Source organism: Labilibaculum manganireducens (assembly GCF_002843385.1).
Classification (GTDB): Bacteria; Bacteroidota; Bacteroidia; order Bacteroidales; family Marinifilaceae; genus Labilibaculum; species Labilibaculum manganireducens.
The window spans coordinates 92,372-110,972 of sequence record NZ_MVDE01000015.1 but is presented as its reverse complement, the minus strand read 5'-3'; the positions used below and the strand labels follow the sequence as shown (position 1 = coordinate 110,972).

Below are 18,601 nucleotides of genomic sequence, written 5' to 3'. Positions count from 1 at the left end.
TTTGAACAAAACGGTCAGATCTTTGGAATTTCATTTTTGTGTTACTGATAATTGAATTAACTTAGAGATAGAGAACAGTTAGACGAATACAGTAGTCAGTTATGAATTTTTCCACAAACTATAATTGGGAAGGCAAAGTACTGCTGGTTGCGGAAGATGAGGATTTTAATTTCATATTTTTGGAGGAAATACTCATGGATACCAAAGCCAGGATTATTCGTGCCAAAGATGGGCAGGAAGCACTTGATTTCATTAAGTCGGTTCCAGAGATAGATTTGGTACTAATGGACATGCAAATGCCTGTTATGAATGGTTATGACGCAACCAGAAATATCAAAAAAATAAATAAGGATATGCCAATAATTGCTCAAACGGCATATCATTACGGTGAAGCTTATGAGGAAATAATGGCTGCTGGCTGCGATGATTTTGTATCCAAACCAATTGATATTGGTGGTTTAAAAGATATGATTGACCGATTTCTATTTTAAGTTAATTTTCTGGTTTTATCTCCCCTTTACTTTTCCTCTTATTTCTTATCTTTGTTGCCAAATTAACGGATATAACAATGAACGATAAGAAAGTACGGGTTCGATTTGCTCCTAGTCCTACGGGGCCTCTTCATATGGGAGGTGTAAGAACAGCCCTTTTCAACTATTTATTTGCGAGAAAACACAATGGTGATTTTCTATTGCGTATTGAAGATACTGACCAAACAAGATATGTTCCCGGCGCGGAAGAGTATATTGCAGAATCGTTAAAATGGTGTGGAATTCAAATTGATGAAGGAGCAACTGTAGGTGGTGAATACGGGCCTTACCGCCAGTCGGAGCGCAAGCCAATGTATCGTGAGTATGCTGATCAGCTGATCGCTTCGGGGAATGCATATTATGCTTTCGATACTCCTGAAGAGTTGGATGCAATCCGAAATCAGCATGAAGAAGAGAAAAAGACTTTTACCTACAATTATGCAACCCGCGAAAATTTAAATAACTCTTTGGCTTTATCTGCGGAAGCAGTTCAAAATAAAATTGCGGCCGGCGAAGCTTATGTTGTGCGGTTTAAAATGCCGGTTGGCGAAGAATTGCAATTGGATGATGAAATAAGAGGTCGTGTAGTATTTAATACTTCCGCTTTAGACGATAAGGTGTTGTTTAAATCAGACGGAATGCCGACTTATCACTTGGCGAATGTGGTAGATGATTATTTAATGAAGATAACCCATGTAATTCGCGGGGAGGAATGGTTGCCGTCGATGCCATTGCATGTGTTGTTGTACAGATCGTTTGGGTGGAAAGATGATATGCCTAAATTTGCTCACCTTCCATTAATTTTGAAACCGGTTGGAAAAGGGAAATTAAGCAAGCGGGATGGGGATAAGTTAGGATTTCCGGTATTTCCATTGGAATGGACTGATTCTAAAACAAATGAAATTTCATCGGGATACCGTGAAGGCGGATATTTTCCTGAAGCTTTCATAAATATGCTGGCTTTTTTAGGTTGGAATCCGGGAACGGAACAAGAAATTTTCTCAATGGAGGAGCTTTCTCAGGCATTTTCTTTGGAACGTGTGGGCAAATCGGGTTCTAAGTTCGATCCTGAGAAAACCAAATGGTTCAATCGTCAGTATCTGATGACTAAATCGGATGAAGAGATTGGAAATTTGTTTGCTGAACAGATTTTAAAAGCAAAAGGAATTGATGCTGATCAGGAAACTGTGAATAGGGTGTGTGGCATGGTGAAAGATCGTGTAGATTTTGTTTCGGAGCTTTGGGATCATGTAAATTACTTTTTTGAAGCACCTGTTGAATTCGATGCCAAAACCATTAAAAAGGGTTGGAAAGAGGATACGCCTGCCTTGGTTGAAGAATTAAAAGGCATTTTGGAAGGTGTTGAAGATTTTTCGTCAGCTAATTCTGAAGAGATTGTGAAAGAATGGATCACTGCCAAGGAAATTGGTTTTGGAAAAGTGATGAATCCTTTCCGGTTGGCTGTGGTAGGTGCTGGTAAAGGCCCTCACATGTTCGATATCATCGAAATACTTGGAAAAAAGGAAACCATGGCTCGTCTGGATTATGCAATGGAGAACATTAAAATATAATTGAGATTTTTTCTCAACAAGACAAACCACTTCCTTCGGGGAGTGGTTTTTTGATTTTAAGAAAGTTTAGAAGAGTCTTGAATAGTCGAAAGCTGAGAGTCTCACTTAAAGTGAGTTGGTAATTATTTGTACAGTTTTAAAACAAAAAAACCTGTCAGGAAAATCCCAACAGGTTTATATATAATCAAAAGGTGTTGTGCGTAAATGCACTCTTTTTTTATTTAGTCTTGTAGCTTGCAACTGAGAGCTGACAGCTATTTTTACTTCTTTTGGGTTTTAGTCCAGGAATCTTTTAAAGAAACCGTACGGTTGAAAACTAATTTTTCTGCAGTAGAATCTTTATCCACTGAGAAATAGCCCAATCGGGTAAACTGAAAATGATCTTCAGCCTTAGCTTCTTTTAAGCTTGGTTCAACGTAACACTCGCTCAAAATTTGCAGAGAATCAGGATTAATAAATTCCTTAAAGTCTGTTTCTTTCTGAGCATCAGGAGCTTCGTGATTAAAAAGACGATCGTAGATACGAACTTCGGCTTTAGCAGCATGCTTAGCTGAAACCCAGTGAAGTGTTCCTTTTACCTTGCGCTTGCTTTCCTCGGATCCGCTGCCACTCTTAGATTTTGCATCGTAAGTACAGTGAATTTCAGTGATATTTCCATCAGTATCTTTAACTGCTTTTTCGCACATTACAATGTAAGCAGCTTTTAATCGTACTTCCTGTCCCGGAGTCATTCTAAAGAATTTTTTAGGAGCATCTTCCATAAAATCTTCTCTCTCGATATACAATTCGCGGGAAAAAGGAATATCACGATTTCCGCTTTCCGGATCTTCCGGATTGTTTTCAATGCTTAAAAATTCTTCCTGATTTTCAGGATAATTGGTAATGATCAACTTTACAGGATTCAAAACAGCCATTACACGTGGCGCAGTTTTGTTCAAATCTTCACGAACACAATGCTCTAAAAGTGAAACATCAATTACATTGTTTCGTTTTGCAACACCAATTATATCCGCAAAATTACGAATTGACGCAGGAGTAAATCCTCTTCTTCGCAATCCCGAAACAGTAGGCATACGTGGATCATCCCATCCGTTTACATGATTATCTTTTACCAATTCCAGTAACTTACGCTTACTCATTACTGTGTAGCTTAAGTTTAAACGAGCAAATTCGCGTTGTTTTGGTCTGTAATCTGTATCTGTTAAATTATTAACAAACCACTCGTATAGCGGACGGTGAACTTCAAATTCCAACGTACAAATAGAGTGTGTAATGCCTTCAATATAATCCGACTCACCGTGAGCATAATCATACATTGGGTAAATACACCACTGGTCGCCGGTACGGTGATGATGTGCATGCATGATACGGTACATCAATGGATCGCGCATGTGCATATTTGATGAAGTCATGTCAATTTTTGCACGAAGAACTTTTTCTCCATCCTTAAATTCACCATTCTTCATTCTTTCGAATAAATCAAGATTTTCCTCTGCGCTTCGGTTGCGATACGGACTTTCGATACCTGGCTCGGTTGGTGATTTTTTCTGCTCAGCAATTTGCGCTGCTGTCTGATCATCCACATAGGCTTTGCCATCAGTAATCAACTTCACTGCCCAATCATACAATTGCTGGAAATAATCAGAAGTGTATAAAGGATCACCATCCCACTGAAAACCTAACCATTTGATGTCATCCATAATAGAATTTACATACTCTGTGTCTTCCTTTACAGGATTGGTATCGTCGAAACGTAAATTACATTTTCCCTGATATTGTTGGGCAAGGCTAAAGTTTAGGCATATCGACTTAGCGTGTCCGATGTGTAAGTACCCGTTTGGTTCCGGAGGGAATCGTGTGTGTACTCTACCATCATTCACATTGTTTTTCAGATCTTCTTCGATAATCTGCTGGATAAAATTAAGAGATTTACTTTCGTTAACATTCTCTTCTTTTACATTTTTGTTATCCATACTACTCAATTTAAAATGATACATGTATTTGCCTGAGATTCGGAACCGAATCCTGCCTTGCTTTTCGAATCGAAATGCAATTCGATAAATTTACAATAATTTATTGATCAGTCACATTATGAAACGAAAAACAAAAGTATAGAAATTCCAGCAAAATCAATTACGAATTTGGAATTACGAATTACTAAATTGGTTAATACTGGTTCATAAATTGCAAATCATCATTTGGAATTCGTAATTTCTAAATTTATCTCTTATTTTCGCCAATGAATATCATACCAAAAAAAGATGGGAATTATTGAATTAGAAGGCATGGAATTTTATGCCTATCACGGTTGTTTTAAGGAAGAGCAAATTGTCGGGAATAAATTTACCATTTATGTCCGCATGGAATATAATGCCGAAAAAGCGGTGAAATCGGATTCTATAGGCGATGCTCTGAATTATCAGCGCGCTTACGAAATGATAAAGGAGCAATTGCAAATAAAATCTCATTTGCTTGAACATGTAGGCGAGAGAATTTTGGATGTTTTGTATCAAAATTTCCCGGAATTGGAGTATGCAACAGTAAAAGTGTCGAAAATGAACCCTCCGATGGGTGGACAAATAGAAAAAGTAAGCTTAACTTTAAGTCGCTAATTCTTTGATTAAGCTTGTTTTGCAGAAATACCTTGAGATTTTTGTTACAAAAGCTGAAAAAAGTTTGCACGAGTAAATCAGAAATTTATATCTTTGCAACGCCTTTACGGTAGATAGGGTCTCTTGGCCGAGTGGCTAGGCACCGGTCTGCAAAACCGTCTACGGCGGTTCGAATCCGCCAGAGACCTCTAAGTAAATTTATAAAGCCCCAATTCTTAACGAGTTGGGGCTTTGTTGTTTTTAGGTGTTGCCGTTTTGTTTTTTAATTCTTTTCCATCTACTTTTGATTGGATTGGAAAAAGCTCTTTTGGTGGTTTTGGCTGTGCAAGTCTTTATGACCTACAATGTGCTTGTATGAGAAGAGTTAAAATTGTTTCTGTAATGTGTTTGTCCTGATTCAATAATGAGTCAGTCAATTTATAAGTTTTTCCTGCTCCAACATTTTCTGACCTTACTAACAACTCATATTTGTCTATTAATTCATTCAAATCTCTAGTTGTAGTAATTTTATATCTCTCTTTACTTAGGAAATGTCTTAAATAGCCTAAAAGATACTAAGATTCCTGATGAAATAAAACTTCATAAAATTAAGGAGATTGATATCTTACTTGTTTGAATACACTCCTAACAAGAGGGAGTAGAAATTTCTAATTAGCAAACATAGTCGATAATTGAGTATTTGAGAAAGAAAAATCCTGAAGCACGCAAGTGATTTTTAGAAGAGAAACCATTGCTGTAGTTTTATATTTTTTCATGTTCAATTATGCACTTATTGTAAAGTATATTTTTTTTACTACTTTCGTACAACTATGCAATAAGCTTAATAAAAAGATAACTCAGACCTAAAATCAGAACCCTGAACAAATTGCACGAGATAAAATTGATAATCAGCTTGCAGAAACAGGTTGGTTGATGTAATCAAATAAGATTAATAGTCGTCCTTTGGAGGGCAAACCATCAATTCCATTAAAGGATTTATAGGGTTTTGTAATTATTGGGGATAACCGTTGGGGACTTTTTTTCTTTAGCGATCGTTTTATCGAAGAGTAGATGAATTGGTTGCGTATGTTGAAAGATCAAGTGCTTAACGGCTTTCATATAGAGTTAGTGGATCTCGACTTTATCCCTTTTGATGCTAAGGGGGACATGGCAGAATGTAGCAACTCTTTAGTGAAAAAATGAATGAAGTTATTAAGGAATTGGTTGTTTATATTTTTTGACGTTCGTCAAAAATAAATGTTAAAAATAAACCTGTAAGTTGATTTTATGAAAATCATTCATATATTTGAGGAGAATTTATACTCAATAAGATATAGTGGAGAGTGTAAGGATGAGCTGGAAAGGCTTTTTGACTTATGGGAGGATAATGAGTATTTATTTGAATTTTTTGAAGCAAATCAAGCCGATTTAGTCTTTTATAAATTATCAATTGAACAAGCTGTTGGTGAAACCCGAAAAGAAGCAGGAAAACTTAGAGATGCATTGTTTGAAGCACTTTATGAAAATCCGATACAGATCGAAACTCTATTTAGAAATCTAGACAATCGAGTAGTACATACATTTTTATTATCAGAACAAAAAACAAGGCGCAGATGGTTGCGCTTGTATGCAATTAGAATCCACGAGAATATGTATCTTATTACTGGTGGAGCTATAAAGCTGACGCAAAAAATGGGAGAAAGACCACATACAAAACAAGAATTATCAAAACTTGAAAAATGCAAAACATTTTTGGAACAAAACAATGTATTTGATGATGATTCCTTTAAAGAAATGCTTAACGAATAACCAACTATATCCAAATATAGATCATTCGTAAGCATAGATGCGAATACAGACTAATGCTAAGTGATTATAATAATCAAATTTCAAAGCATGGAACCAAAAGAAAACATACAAAACTTTAAAAAGCTTGTTAGTAAAGAAAAATCTAACTGGTTGGAAAAAGCGAAATGGCGTCGTGAAAACAAGGCTTGGTTAATTAAATCAGCCAGTATTGCTATTCGGATATTATCCGAAATACGTAAGCAGAAGCCTGTTAATGGAATGAGTCAGAAACGATTGGCTGAGGAAATGGGAGTTACGCCTCAATATATCAATAAAGTGGTTAAAGGGAAAGAAAACCTGACCATTGAAACTATTTGTAAAATTGAAAGAGTACTAGGAATTTCATTAATGGAGGTTCCCTCTTTTTACGTATTTCAAGAATACCCTTCACCAGTTGTTATTTATAAGAAGGTGGAGCGAAACAATGCGCAACCAATTGCCACAAAACAATTAGATTTCCAGTTGGTTGGTAAAACTCCAAATTATACAAATTATATACCTGACGGAACTCATGGATAATACACCTAAGGAAATTGGTTTTGCTTTGGCGAAAGTAAGTACGGAACAATTTGCCATAATTGAGGATGCATATACCAACGACGGAAATATTAGTTTAGGCACTAACATACGTTTTGGTTCCGATGCTGATAATAAAATGATTGCTGTTTTTGCATTATTTACATTTCAATGCAATGAAAAAGCATTTTTGATAATTGAAGCAGGTTGTCATTTTAATGTAAGAGAAGATGCATGGGAGAAAATGCTAGATACTGAGAACAATTCTCTAACTGCACCTCAAGGATTTATGCAACACATGACTGTTTTGACCATTGGAACCACACGAGGTGTATTACATGCAAAAACTGAAAATACTCCTTTCAATCAATTCGTATTGCCTACTATTAATGTATCTGAAATTATTCAACAGGACAGTATATTTAAATTTTAAACTTAGAGAGATTTAATTTTCAGGAACATATTGCCTTTGGTGATATGTTTTTTTTTTGAATAAAACTGGAAGGGGTATAAAATAATTAGAAAAGGATATGACTGAGAAGAGACCTCTAAGTAAATTTATAAAGCCCCAATTATCAATGAGTTGGGATTTTGTTATTTTTAGTTGTTGCCGTTTTTGTTGCCGTTTTGTTTTTTTTGCTCTTAAAAAACTTAAAGAGGGCGGTTTGAAATGTGCTATTCTGTGATTTTCGTCCCACCCTTGCACCACTTCTTCTTTTTGCCTTGCAGGTGCACCCCTACAACAACCCTTTTTTCTATTTTCCTTTGATCAGGTGTTGACAAATTTCATTTTGGATTTTCATTAACAACTAAAAAATGCAACTGATGAGGCTGCACTCTTTGTTAGTTGTACAAAAACCAATATTCTATCGGATAACCAATATTTTAGAATTGATGACCTCTTTGCCTGTTTTCATTCTTAATATGTAAGTTCCCGAATTGAAGTTTGAAAAATCTATATTTTTGGTACAAGGAGAAGTAAATTGTTGTGTATAAACACATTTCCCATGTTTGTTGTAAATTTCTACTTGTACGTTTCCGTAAAATCTATTTGAGATAAGATATAAATTGTCTTTTGTGGGTATAGGATAAATTGTAATTCCTTTTTCTTTTAAATTCTCAATTCCTGTTGGTATCTCGTAGGTAATAACAAACTGCAGTGCTGTTTCGTTGTCATTCCCTGATAAATCGGTTGCCACACCTGCACTTACATCGACCGTTACAATTCCCCTGCTTGTGGGAGTAATTAAGGCGGAGTATTCTGTTTCGCTCACTGACTCAAAGTTGCTTATCGTTCCGTTTGTAATAGTTAAATCTGCAAGCTCGAAGCCTGTTACCGCTTCGCTAAAGGTTACGTTTATAGTAAATGCTGAATCTGTCGTATTTCCCTGCGTAGATGTCAAGGTTAGGGTGGGTGCTATTGCATCAGGGGTGATGTAATGGTAAAAATAACTGGTAGTATTATCATGATCTAAATACCAATAACTCTGATTTTTGTCCCAAAAATACAAACGACTTCTTGTCATATTTCCGTGTTCGTCAAAAGATTCCACTGACTTGTCTCGTGGTGTTTCATTTTCTATTTGTGTTCTTGTATTTTCAACATCGGAGTATTCATATAAGTAATAGAAATTTCGATCTACCCATTCCTCAGACTCATATTTGTACTTATAATATTTTGTTTCACTTGTCCTTCCTTCAGAATCTAACATGTATAATGTTTTGAAACCTTTTCTAAACTCATTAAGCTCTGGAATATTATTACTTTCAATAATCTCATAGTTGCCATTTTCAAGATATATATAGGATTGAATCATGTCCTTATAATAAATTCCAGTTGTAGTGTTAAAACGTTTTCTTGTAATAGAATCCAATACGTTATCTGTGTAATAATAATCAGAAACAAAGAGGGGTTGTCTCACCTCATTGTGAACAAACAGAGTATTTCTTTTTTCTAATTTTCCATCTGAGGTATAAAAATATTGATAATCTTCATTTGCTTTTTCAAAATCGAAAGATGAACCGCTCGCCCAATATGTTACATTCTTTTTTAAACCATCAGGGTAATATTCAATTATACTAACACCATTTTGATAAAAGTAATCTGAATAATTTACGTATCGAATTAAAGTATCTGTTAAATTGTCATCACTTCGGGAGTACTTTGTTTTTGATCTAATTATATATTTTCCATACCTATCGACATTTTCTGAATATGTGCTGTCTATCATTGTTCTCTGTGCATAAACATAAGGAGAAGTGAAAAGCAACAGAAAAATAAATATCACTCTTTTCATTAAAGACAATTTTCTAAATAGTAATGTTTTTTTCATCTCGTTTTTATGTATTAGATTTTCTACAATGCTTCTTTTAATGCTAAGCCTAAAAATATTAAAGTGAATACAAAAAAAAAAGCAGTCTGCTAATAGTCATATAATCAAATAATTACGACTACCAGTGCCACGTAAAAAAAGACTTTCATACAATAACTAATTAATGATTATTTAAGATACACGAAGTTATATTTTTTTTACATAAAACAAAACACTTAGAATAGGAACCCTAAAAGTCTGATCTATTATTCTCTTCGTGGTTTTGTGTTAACTGACTGTTTTGTTTAATTTCAAATTCATAGGTTGTATTTGATTGAAGGTTGATAGGCCTTGCTTCAGCGGGTTGGATATTAGGATATTGGTACTCCCACAAAAAGTGAGAGTGTCAAGTATGATTAGTAAGTCATATTTGTGTACTTGTTGTTCTCATGGCTGAGCAACTTAGAATCACGAAATAGTGTGATGTCTTTTTCAGATTCTTGATCTGTTATGTCTAATGTGTTATCATTTCTAGCTCAATTTTATCCCGATCACTTAGCTTACTTACACTATTATCCAGATAGCAAAACAAATCAATTTAGTGGAAATTTTATTTTTCCTAGTGAAATAGGCTGATACAAAGAATAAACCCATGGATAGAGCAATTATAACGGAGTTTTAAGGGGTGTTTCATGAATGAGTTTCGCATAAAATAGGAATCATTCTAAATATCCTGAAAATGAACGGTTTATATGGTCTAAGCAGGATCCAAATCAGAAAGTATTAGAGATGATTAATACTAGTGACTTATGACTCTGGGAAAGTTTAAATGTCCTCTTATTAATATTAGTTGATTATAGGATTTGATGCTTATTCGGCAAAGTTTAATTTACTCTTGAGAATCTGATAATTCGCACATTTCTCTTTTAAGAGTTGTTCAATCGATTCATATTGTTCTAATGTACATTTACTTCCGACCATAACTTCCATGTTATTTAAGCAATCGTCATCTAAATCTATATCATAATATGTAAAGTTCAATTCCACACCATTTATTAATGAGCTCACTAACATACTTGATATATGATTTATGTGATTCATATTATTGAAGTTTGGTTCAAAATCTAATTCCTTTTGAAAAGGAATAATACCCAATATGTACCTAGATTCTAACTGCTGTTTCCATTCTTTCTTTTTATATTTTGCAACCTCTTGAAAGTCTAAAGAGATTGTAGCTTCATTTTCATTAATCTTAAAATCTGAATACTGATTAAACTTTTCTTCTAACTCATCAGAATTTACATACTCCATCCTTTTAAAAAATGTAATATCCTTATAAAAGGATGGAACTATAAAATATTTTGAAGTAATCATTTCATGTGGAGGAATCAAAACAGATTTATTAAGGTTATTTTTAATATCAAGTCCACGATAAGTTCTGTAATTAACCTTTTTCAGCTTGAAAATTGGTCTCTTTAGTCCGATACGAACGCCTTTGAATATAGCTCCATACATTGACCATAAAGCAAGGTTTTCATCAGCATCTTCTGTCCAACAAGAAACAAAAATTTTATCCGCAATCTTTCTATTCTTGAAAGGTTCACTTTCATCCTTGTCATCTACCTTATCTAATCTTGTAAATCTAATTTTTTTTGAATTAAGTATTAGCCTTAATTTTTCTATTGATGTATATTGGTAGATCATATTCTTTAATTTTGCATTACAGCGGTCTGTCTAATAATCTAAAGTAACTCGCTTAGATTCTCCTATTTATTCATTTTCACTGACAGTTACCTAAATTAATTACTATTAAGTTTTATTTTTTAGACAGTCTGACGTTTCTGCTGAGTAAGACTGCCATGTTTTAATAGTCGTTGTTACCAACTAAGCGTTCATATTATTTATAATCCCATATTTCTGATATAACTAAATTGCCCAAATTTACTTTTTGCAAGTTCAGAAGTTGAAGGATAAAAGTCAAACCCGTTTTTTTCATTTAAAAACCCGTCGTAAAATTGCTCGACGACAAACTCGCAAGTGTCATTTGGTGGACTTAATTTACAAACTATCACACCTTGTAATTCTAGGTTTTGTTTTGCTTTGTATTTTTCAAAACATACATTAAACCCTCTATTTGCATTCGATGCTATTGTAGGGTACGTAAATCCATCAATAAAAGGATCTTTAAAGTACTCCTCATAAATCAACAATGGACTTTTGTAAAGGTATTCACGTCCACTAGGAACAAGTCTAGTGAATTCTGATAATAAAAAATTGTGCATTATTAACCTTTTAGCATTTTCCATCTCTGTAAATTCATCCATGTAGTTAACTTTATGAATTTGAGACATCCTCATTGTTTTACTATTCTTATAAACCATGAGGTAAAAATATTCTCCAGTTTTGCAATTTGTTTCATAAATAGCATCTGACGGACGATAAGATGCATATAAAACAGATTGATTAGGTCTGTTTAATCTACCATACTCTAGAGAAAGTTTATCTGGTTTACACCATGCATCTTGCTCATTACTCATTGAAGGGAAAGATAGAGAGGAGTTTAAAGATTCATAATCCTGTGATTCAAATTTTCTAACACGATAGAAAAAATGTAATTCACCCTTATATGTTTCTGTATCACTTCTCAAGAAAAATGTACTGTCTCTACCATTAATTTTAACTTTGAATATTCTTCTCAATACCTTTCTAAGATTCTCTTCTGAGATATTTTTCGAATAAGACAAGTTATGATAATCATCAATATTTTCAACTAAATCTTTAATTGAAATATTTCTGAAGCACTCTTTGAAAATGTCAATATTCATGTTGTCTATTTGTTTTCATACGCTTTAGTGGTAACTTATTAGAATGTATACTGGCTATATTTATAATATATTGTACTTAGTGGTGCAGAATACAGACCTATTGTGATGATGATCTTTAATATCATCTATAAACTGTCACTAAAATTCTCACTAAATTATCAAATTTCGATTAGTATTCATACTGTCAAATCTGTCAACTTTATTCATTACGAATATTTTCATTTTTTAGAGGTCATTTTCTCGAAAATGGGATAAGGAAAATCATGAGCTAAGAGAAGTGAATTTTCAAACGGAATAAATTACGATGTCGTTATGGAAATAAACCTATTGGATTTCCTATAAAAGACAGTATTTGGTTACCATAAAACACGAAATTAATAAACTTGACTGAAAAATTTCTACTATTTAGTAAAATTAAACTTTGACACTAACACTAATTTAAACGCCAGTTCGTCCTTAAAATAGGGGTTTGTTTGAAATAACACTTCTCTTTTGCCTATAAATAGGGGTGTTCAGCGAATAAGTGCATACTACAGAAAGCTCTTTTAAACGTGTCTAAACGGGTTTCCGCTATTCTAAGTAAAAAATAAGCATGTTTATTTTGAATAACAACTTCGCTTTTGCCTATAAATAGGGATGTTCAGAGAATAAGTGCTACATGCAGAAAACCGGTTTAAGACAGGTCTAAACGGGTTTCGGGTATTCTTAAGTCAGAAATAAGCTTATATATATGGGAAATAATTTCTCTTTTACCTATAAATAGGGATGTTCAGAGAATAAGTGCATACTACAGAAAGCCGTTTTAAACGGGTCTAAACCGGTTTCCGGTATTCTAAGTAAAAAATAAGCTTGTTTATTTGGAAAAAAACTTCGCTTTTGCCTATAAATAGGGATGTTCAGCGATTAAGTGCATAATAAGTCTTTTGCCTAATTAAGAGAAACACTGAAATTTTAAATAAGGATGTTTTCATTTAAAGAAAATCCGTTTTTCTTTAAATAAGAGCAGAAACGCCCAAATAAATTAATCAGTCGTTTATTGTTAAAATTGCGAGATTTGTGTAAGATCTCGCAATTTCAAGATGGTTTTTTTTATAATCACATTATTAAAAACTATATTCGTTTATTGATGGAAAAGCGAGATTTGTGTAAAACCTCGCAATTTTAAAATTTATACTAAAAGGAAAATGATTGAGCAACCACCTAAATTTAAACAGAGTACTAGTGCGATTAATTTAATGATTGAATTGCAAAATAATGGGTTATTAAAGGTTATTCAGGATGATTATTTGTATTGGGATAAATTGAAATATAAAGCTCGGGAATACGATCCTGCAAAATTATGGGATGCGATAAAACTTCATCGGTTAATAAATAGCAATGTTGTTGAGTTTGGGAAATATAAATTTTCTTTCATGCTGACTGATTTTATACAAAGAAGCTTGCATCGTTTTGATATGCATTTTGGTGGTACTTTAAGTAGTAATATTGGAATTGCAGAAACAGACAACGAAAAATTTATTATTAGCTCATTAATAGAGGAAGCAATTTCAAGTAGTCAAATAGAGGGTGCTAATACAACTCGGAAAAAGGCGAAAGAAATGATCCAAAAGGATCAAAAACCTAAAAGTAAAGATGAGCTAATGATTCTGAATAATTTTGTTACGATGCAAGAAATAGCAGAGAGCAAGACAGAAGAAATTACACCTGAAAGGATACTTTTTATACATCGTTTAATATCTAATAACACTTTAGATAATAAGATGGACGAGGGTAAGTTTAGGGAAAATAACGATATTTATGTGGTTAATACTGCAAGTAGTGAAACGGTACACACTCCACCTGATTTTACTGAAATTCCTGATTTGATGAATGATCTATGTTCATTCTTTAATCATGATACGGATGATTTTATTCACCCAATTATTAAAGGTTGTATTATTCATTTTATGTTAGCATGGATACATCCCTTTGCTGATGGTAATGGTAGAATATCGAGGGCTTTATTTTACTGGTATATGCTAAAAAAAGGCTACTGGATGACGGAATATTTGTCAATTTCAAGGATTATTAAGGGGTCGAAAAACCAGTATGAAAGAGCTTTTCTTTATACGGAGTCAGACGGAAATGATTTGAGTTATTTTATAACATACCACATAAGGACTATGGAAAAAGCCATAGATGCTTTAAAAATATACATTAATCGAAAGCAAAAAGAGGTCTCCCAAGCTTCGAAGTTTTTAAAAATACCTTCTGTTAATGATAGAATGGCTCAGATATTGAAAATCATTTATGATGATTCAGATAGAGTTCTTAATACTAAGGAAATAGAATCGAGATTTAGTATTTCCAATTACACGGCTAGGGCTGACCTAAGAAATCTTGTTGAATTAGGGTTTCTTGAAATTATTCAAGTCAATAAAAAGAAGCAAAACTTTATAAAGTCAACAAGCTTTGACAAAATAATGAAAACTCATAATTTATAAAAAATAAAAGCCAGCGTGTAAGTTATCTTTTGTTGAAATTGCGAGATTTGTGTGAAATCTCGCAATTTTTGCTTTAATAGGGTTACTAAAAGCGATTAACTGGATAACGAGATAATCTGGGGTGCTGAAATTTTACTTTGTGGCAAAATTCCTCTTGTAAAGCCACGGGCTTTATTTGTGTATTTGCTCAAATAAGGAAACCATTTTCCCGAGGTTGGGAAAATGGTTCGTATTGTGTATTTGCTATCATATTATTGACGTCAACAAAATGGTAAACTAACAAGCTTTATTAGTTACTTCTATTTTTGTCCTGTCTGATTCGTAGTTTTTCTGCAGTTCTAGCCAATATTCCGCATGAATGCCTAAAGCTTGTTCAAGCATTATCGACAATTCTCCATTAATGTTTTGTTTGCCCTCTATAATTTCGGTTAGTAGATTTTTGTTAATGCCTGTTGTTTTTGAAAACTCTGTCTGTGTGATTCCGTTTGCTTCTAGTTCATCGCTCAATACTTCACCTAAATGAGTAGCAATATAAGGTGTTAAATTATCAATTGTTTTCATCGCTTTTGTTATAGATTGTCTCATGAATAATATTTATTTAGCATGAAATGTGATTACATATTGCTATTATTCATGAATGACGATAATTATCATTCGTTGTTTTTATCATTTTGTTGAAGCCAACAAAATGATATGTCTTCAAGAATTCCAATTGATTAGGCGTTTTTCGATTTCCTTTTTAGGTAGTCTGATATTTGTTTTACTGAGCAAAAAAAGTTTATCGTAAGCGTACTTTTGTGTAATGCAGTTTTGTTCTATCATTTCGTCAAACAAAAATAAAATACCTCGAACCTCGATATTGTCTTTTGTGGCTTGGAGTCTTAGATTCTTATCCCCTGTAAGAAGTGTTAGATTCTGTTGTTTTGATAAATACCAAACCTCGCAATCAACATAGGATAGGTTTGATACATTACTATTAAGCAGTTGGGCAACCTCTAAAACATCAATTCCAGTAAGTATCTTAATATTTAGGCTTTTATTTATGTACTTTTCAATTTGTTGCTTTTGCTCTGGTCTCTTTATCTCATTCATAACCTGTTCAGTTGTATGAAATTCAAAATTGAGACTGAAAAACTCATCGAGCAAACCAATATTACACAGGTCTATAAATATATTCGCATCGCTTAAAACAATTTTCATCTATGCAACTCTTTGAAGTTCTAATAATTCGCTTAGTTCCTTGCCCGAAAGAGCCGCCGCTTTTGATACAGATATTAATTCCTTTGATAGTGCAAAATGAATTAGCCTTTTAAACCTATTAGATTTTTCCACGCTACTATAACGGCTTTCGTTAATCATCGCTTTATAGTCGCTATTGTTTTGCTTAAAGTAGAACGATTTATATTGCGATTCGCTAACAATTTTCATCTCTTGTAAGCGATACATTAAAGCAGGTATTGATACACCGTAATTCTGTTGCACATATTTTAATTCATTAAATGATATATTTTTGCGCTTAAGGCTAAATAACTTAGCAACCACCTCGTTATCAATTAGTAATGATGATGAAAAGTAATTGCATAATTTTTCACGAACTTTATCATCGGTTGATTTTTCAATATTAAGCAACAAATGCGCCAATTCGTGCAGTGCAGTAAATCGCTTTCGCTCGGGTGGGAAATTTTTATTTAGAACAATTATTGGGTATTTATCATTAGCCCACGCACACAAACCATCAAACTCCATAGGGGCATCAATCTCAATTACTTTCACTTCTTTATCTTCTAGTAACTGAATTACATTGTGTATGGAATTTACCCCAATCCCCCAATAATTCCGAATTTCAGCTATTGCTTTATCTACGTCTTTGTTACTTTCTATAACAATATTGCTAAGCACGTTCTTAAATTCTGCATCTATTCCAAGTATGTTTTCAAGTTCTATATATCGCTCTATCTTATCCTTTACAATTTCCTTAATGCTCTCCAGCTTTCCTTTAGTTAGCTTAGATTTCTTTCTGAAATCAAACTCGCTTAATTCTAAATTGAAAGTTCTAAATAAATAATCGGGTTTTACGTTCAAAGCATTACAAAGTGCAATTAATACAGTACTGTTAGGCATCATTAGACCTTTTTCGTATTTGCTAATGGCATTTTTAGATACTGCACCATTAATACGTTTAACTAGTTCATCCATTGATATACCCAGCATTTTACGGGCTGAGTATAAGCGTTTTGCAAAAGTTTCTTTCATGACTTGGCGGTCTTATTGTTTTTGTTTGGTGTACAAAACTATGCTTAATTTAGCGATTTGTCAACACAATAACAAAACTTTAACATTTATTTAGAATCATGGTAAACAATTTATTAGTTGAAATTAATGCTAAATTTAAATCGCTTTATCCGTAAAAAGTGGATGTTGAGCCATTCTATCAGCTTGTTCTTCTTTCGTTACTTTGATGTATTTCAGAAAAGAACTTTTGGAGGTGTGTATCCTAATTGCCATTATATTGATAACTGGAACGCCGGCATAAATCTTATTTTTAACAAACTTTAAGTGTCTGCCCAATCATATTTTTATTTTAAGATGATTGATAGTGGCTTATTTTTTTATATTTGTTAGACCTAATGTTGATTGTATCTGCATTGATATTTCATCGACACGATAAACATTTAATTTAAAATTTAAGCATATGTTCTTTTTTAAAAATAATGATAACGGCCCTAAAACAAGTTACACTGCTCTTGAGTTAATGAACGAGATGGAAAAGCGAAATGATATTTTGCTGATTGATGTTCGAGAGCCTCATGAATTGGCGAAAGAGGGTATCAAAAATGCCATGCATATTCCTGTAAATCAGATACCGGACAAGCTTCCTCTTTTGCCAAAGGACAAAGACATGGTGATTTTTTGTCATGTAGGATTTAGAAGCAAGCAAGTAAGAAACTACCTGCATAAATTGGGTTATCACAGAGCCGCGCATTTAAAAGGCGGATTGAACAGTTGGAATAAAGAGCTGAAGCAGAAAGCCAGTCAGCTTAGCGAGGTTGAATAGTTTTCTGATAAGAAATAGAAAAGGCTCAATAATTTAGTTTATTGAGCCTTTTTTCTTTGTGCTCATAGTGGATTGGTATCCTATACAAATCGTTCCCGCTTTTGCATGTTAATTAAACTCCATAAAATTGATATGACTGAACCCACAACAAGCATCATTCGGTTTTGAGAAAGTACGTTTTGCCAGATACTGTAACTCATATCACCCGGAACATTGAAGGGGTTTAGGAATATGTTCCATTTGCTGGATTGAAGTGGTTCTGCAAGAATCAGAAATGCCAGACCAATAATTACCATTACTACCGCGGCTCCACTCGCATTCTTGATTAGAGTGGCTAAAAGGAATGCAAGGCTAGCTAAAAACAGCAGACAATACATCAGTTGGTAAACCATATGAAAAACGGATATGCGGATAATTGCAAACACCGTTATCCACGACATCAGGCACATTGTTAAGAGCAAAAGTAATACGCTTAGAGCAAAGCGAACCAAATACACTTTATATCTGTAATTGGGGATTCCAAACAGAATTTCGAGCATTCGGGTATCTTTATCGCTTTGTATGTTGTAGATAACAGGGTAGAATAAGATCAGGATTCCTGGAAATATTAAGCTTTTGTAAATATCTGCTTCATCGGGACTCGAATCCGAGAACAACATGATACCGGTTACCATCAGGAAAAAGGCGAAGGCTGCAATCAGAAAATAGATGAATTTATTCGCAAATATAATCTTGATGTTGTAGCGTATAAAATCGGCTGTGAGTATCAGTTTTTCTTTCATTATTATTAAATCATTTTTTATTTTTTACCACAAAGGGCACAAAGTACGGCACAAAGTCACACAATGTTTTTTTGTATATCATAATATC

At 33.6% G+C, this 18,601-nt stretch carries 16 protein-coding genes and 1 tRNA gene; 9 read left to right on the top strand and 8 right to left on the bottom strand.

All coding sequences use genetic code 11. The features are described 5' to 3' along the window. The first annotated feature begins 101 nt into the window (after positions 1-101). Entirely contained in the window at positions 102-491 is a 390-nt protein-coding gene (locus BZG01_RS11445) for a response regulator (protein ID WP_245870346.1), read from the top strand. A 77-nt stretch (positions 492-568) separates the two neighbouring features. After that, a complete protein-coding gene (gltX, locus tag BZG01_RS11440) occupies positions 569-2,101 on the top strand; it encodes a glutamate--tRNA ligase (RefSeq protein WP_101309973.1) in 1,533 nt (510 codons plus the stop codon). 260 nt (positions 2,102-2,361) lie between these two features. Here gltX and BZG01_RS11435 read toward each other — a convergent pair whose 3' ends face one another. Beyond that, positions 2,362-4,074: a glutamine--tRNA ligase/YqeY domain fusion protein gene (locus tag BZG01_RS11435; RefSeq protein WP_101309972.1), complete on the bottom strand. Its 1,713-nt coding sequence runs from the start codon at positions 4,072-4,074 to the stop codon at positions 2,362-2,364. A 288-nt stretch (positions 4,075-4,362) separates the two neighbouring features. Between BZG01_RS11435 and folB the strand changes: the two genes are divergently transcribed. The 5 genes from folB (at position 4,363) to BZG01_RS11410 (ending at position 7,489) form a co-directional block, all read left to right on the top strand. Continuing rightward, positions 4,363-4,713: a dihydroneopterin aldolase gene (gene folB / locus BZG01_RS11430; RefSeq protein WP_101309971.1), complete on the top strand. Its 351-nt coding sequence runs from the start codon at positions 4,363-4,365 to the stop codon at positions 4,711-4,713. Positions 4,714-4,830: 117 nt separating this feature from the next. Further along, positions 4,831-4,901 (top strand) — tRNA-Cys (locus BZG01_RS11425). Positions 4,902-5,979: 1,078 nt separating this feature from the next. Then, positions 5,980-6,501: a hypothetical protein gene (locus tag BZG01_RS11420; RefSeq protein WP_101309970.1), complete on the top strand. Its 522-nt coding sequence runs from the start codon at positions 5,980-5,982 to the stop codon at positions 6,499-6,501. Positions 6,502-6,588: 87 nt separating this feature from the next. Next, the gene (locus BZG01_RS11415) at positions 6,589-7,059 is read left to right on the top strand and encodes a helix-turn-helix transcriptional regulator (RefSeq protein WP_101309969.1); all 471 of its coding nucleotides are present in this window, start codon (positions 6,589-6,591) and stop codon (positions 7,057-7,059) included. Continuing rightward, the gene (locus BZG01_RS11410; RefSeq protein ID WP_101309968.1) at positions 7,052-7,489 is read left to right on the top strand and encodes a hypothetical protein; all 438 of its coding nucleotides are present in this window, start codon (positions 7,052-7,054) and stop codon (positions 7,487-7,489) included. Before BZG01_RS11415 ends, BZG01_RS11410 begins: the two co-directional genes overlap by 8 nt. 433 nt (positions 7,490-7,922) lie before the next feature. On the opposite strand, the gene BZG01_RS11405 is transcribed toward BZG01_RS11410, so the two are convergent. From BZG01_RS11405 to BZG01_RS11395, 3 genes are all read right to left on the bottom strand, one after another. Next, a complete protein-coding gene (locus tag BZG01_RS11405) occupies positions 7,923-9,353 on the bottom strand; it encodes a T9SS type A sorting domain-containing protein (protein ID WP_180327293.1) in 1,431 nt (476 codons plus the stop codon). Positions 9,354-10,238: 885 nt separating this feature from the next. Beyond that, positions 10,239-11,072: a DUF2971 domain-containing protein gene (locus BZG01_RS11400; RefSeq protein WP_101309966.1), complete on the bottom strand. Its 834-nt coding sequence runs from the start codon at positions 11,070-11,072 to the stop codon at positions 10,239-10,241. Positions 11,073-11,269: 197 nt separating this feature from the next. Continuing rightward, on the bottom strand, positions 11,270-12,193 hold the full coding sequence (locus BZG01_RS11395; RefSeq protein ID WP_101309965.1) for a hypothetical protein: 924 nt from the start codon (positions 12,191-12,193) through the stop codon (positions 11,270-11,272). Positions 12,194-13,377: 1,184 nt separating this feature from the next. On the opposite strand from BZG01_RS11395, the gene BZG01_RS11390 reads away from it, so the two are divergent. Next, positions 13,378-14,676: a Fic family protein gene (locus BZG01_RS11390; protein WP_101309964.1), complete on the top strand. Its 1,299-nt coding sequence runs from the start codon at positions 13,378-13,380 to the stop codon at positions 14,674-14,676. Between the two features lie 276 nt (positions 14,677-14,952). Here the strand turns inward: BZG01_RS11390 and BZG01_RS11385 are convergent, their stop codons facing one another. The 3 genes from BZG01_RS11385 to BZG01_RS11375 form a co-directional block, all read right to left on the bottom strand. Then, positions 14,953-15,261 (bottom strand): HigA family addiction module antitoxin, encoded by a 309-nt coding sequence (locus BZG01_RS11385; protein WP_101309963.1) that lies wholly within the window; start codon positions 15,259-15,261, stop codon positions 14,953-14,955. A gap of 114 nt (positions 15,262-15,375) precedes the next feature. Beyond that, the gene (locus tag BZG01_RS11380; protein WP_101309962.1) at positions 15,376-15,876 is read right to left on the bottom strand and encodes a PIN domain-containing protein; all 501 of its coding nucleotides are present in this window, start codon (positions 15,874-15,876) and stop codon (positions 15,376-15,378) included. Then, a complete protein-coding gene (locus BZG01_RS11375; protein ID WP_101309961.1) occupies positions 15,877-16,929 on the bottom strand; it encodes a helix-turn-helix domain-containing protein in 1,053 nt (350 codons plus the stop codon). It lies immediately after the preceding gene. Between the two features lie 439 nt (positions 16,930-17,368). Here BZG01_RS11375 and BZG01_RS11370 point away from each other — a divergent pair, with 439 nt between their 5' ends. Continuing rightward, positions 17,369-17,731, top strand: coding sequence for a rhodanese-like domain-containing protein (locus BZG01_RS11370; protein ID WP_101309960.1), 363 nt, complete (start codon positions 17,369-17,371; stop codon positions 17,729-17,731). Between the two features lie 80 nt (positions 17,732-17,811). On the opposite strand, the gene BZG01_RS11365 is transcribed toward BZG01_RS11370, so the two are convergent. Then, positions 17,812-18,513, bottom strand: coding sequence for an ABC transporter permease (locus BZG01_RS11365; protein ID WP_101309959.1), 702 nt, complete (start codon positions 18,511-18,513; stop codon positions 17,812-17,814). Between the last annotated feature and the right edge of the window lie 88 nt (positions 18,514-18,601).

What these genes read in the sequence shown, in the direction of transcription:
- BZG01_RS11445 (WP_245870346.1), top strand. Translation starts at nt 102, where the DNA reads ATGAATTTTTCCACAAACTATAATTGGGAAGGCAAAGTACTGCTGGTT.
- BZG01_RS11415 (WP_101309969.1), top strand. Translation starts at nt 6,589, where the DNA reads ATGGAACCAAAAGAAAACATACAAAACTTTAAAAAGCTTGTTAGTAAA.
- BZG01_RS11435 (WP_101309972.1), bottom strand. Translation starts at nt 4,074, where the DNA reads ATGGATAACAAAAATGTAAAAGAAGAGAATGTTAACGAAAGTAAATCT.
- gltX (WP_101309973.1), top strand. Translation starts at nt 569, where the DNA reads ATGAACGATAAGAAAGTACGGGTTCGATTTGCTCCTAGTCCTACGGGG.
- BZG01_RS11385 (WP_101309963.1), bottom strand. Translation starts at nt 15,261, where the DNA reads ATGAGACAATCTATAACAAAAGCGATGAAAACAATTGATAATTTAACA.
- BZG01_RS11395 (WP_101309965.1), bottom strand. Translation starts at nt 12,193, where the DNA reads ATGAATATTGACATTTTCAAAGAGTGCTTCAGAAATATTTCAATTAAA.
- BZG01_RS11410 (WP_101309968.1), top strand. Translation starts at nt 7,052, where the DNA reads ATGGATAATACACCTAAGGAAATTGGTTTTGCTTTGGCGAAAGTAAGT.
- BZG01_RS11390 (WP_101309964.1), top strand. Translation starts at nt 13,378, where the DNA reads ATGATTGAGCAACCACCTAAATTTAAACAGAGTACTAGTGCGATTAAT.
- BZG01_RS11375 (WP_101309961.1), bottom strand. Translation starts at nt 16,929, where the DNA reads ATGAAAGAAACTTTTGCAAAACGCTTATACTCAGCCCGTAAAATGCTG.
- BZG01_RS11370 (WP_101309960.1), top strand. Translation starts at nt 17,369, where the DNA reads ATGTTCTTTTTTAAAAATAATGATAACGGCCCTAAAACAAGTTACACT.
- BZG01_RS11380 (WP_101309962.1), bottom strand. Translation starts at nt 15,876, where the DNA reads ATGAAAATTGTTTTAAGCGATGCGAATATATTTATAGACCTGTGTAAT.
- BZG01_RS11405 (WP_180327293.1), bottom strand. Translation starts at nt 9,353, where the DNA reads ATGAAAAGAGTGATATTTATTTTTCTGTTGCTTTTCACTTCTCCTTAT.
- folB (WP_101309971.1), top strand. Translation starts at nt 4,363, where the DNA reads ATGGGAATTATTGAATTAGAAGGCATGGAATTTTATGCCTATCACGGT.
- BZG01_RS11420 (WP_101309970.1), top strand. Translation starts at nt 5,980, where the DNA reads ATGAAAATCATTCATATATTTGAGGAGAATTTATACTCAATAAGATAT.
- BZG01_RS11400 (WP_101309966.1), bottom strand. Translation starts at nt 11,072, where the DNA reads ATGATCTACCAATATACATCAATAGAAAAATTAAGGCTAATACTTAAT.
- BZG01_RS11365 (WP_101309959.1), bottom strand. Translation starts at nt 18,513, where the DNA reads ATGAAAGAAAAACTGATACTCACAGCCGATTTTATACGCTACAACATC.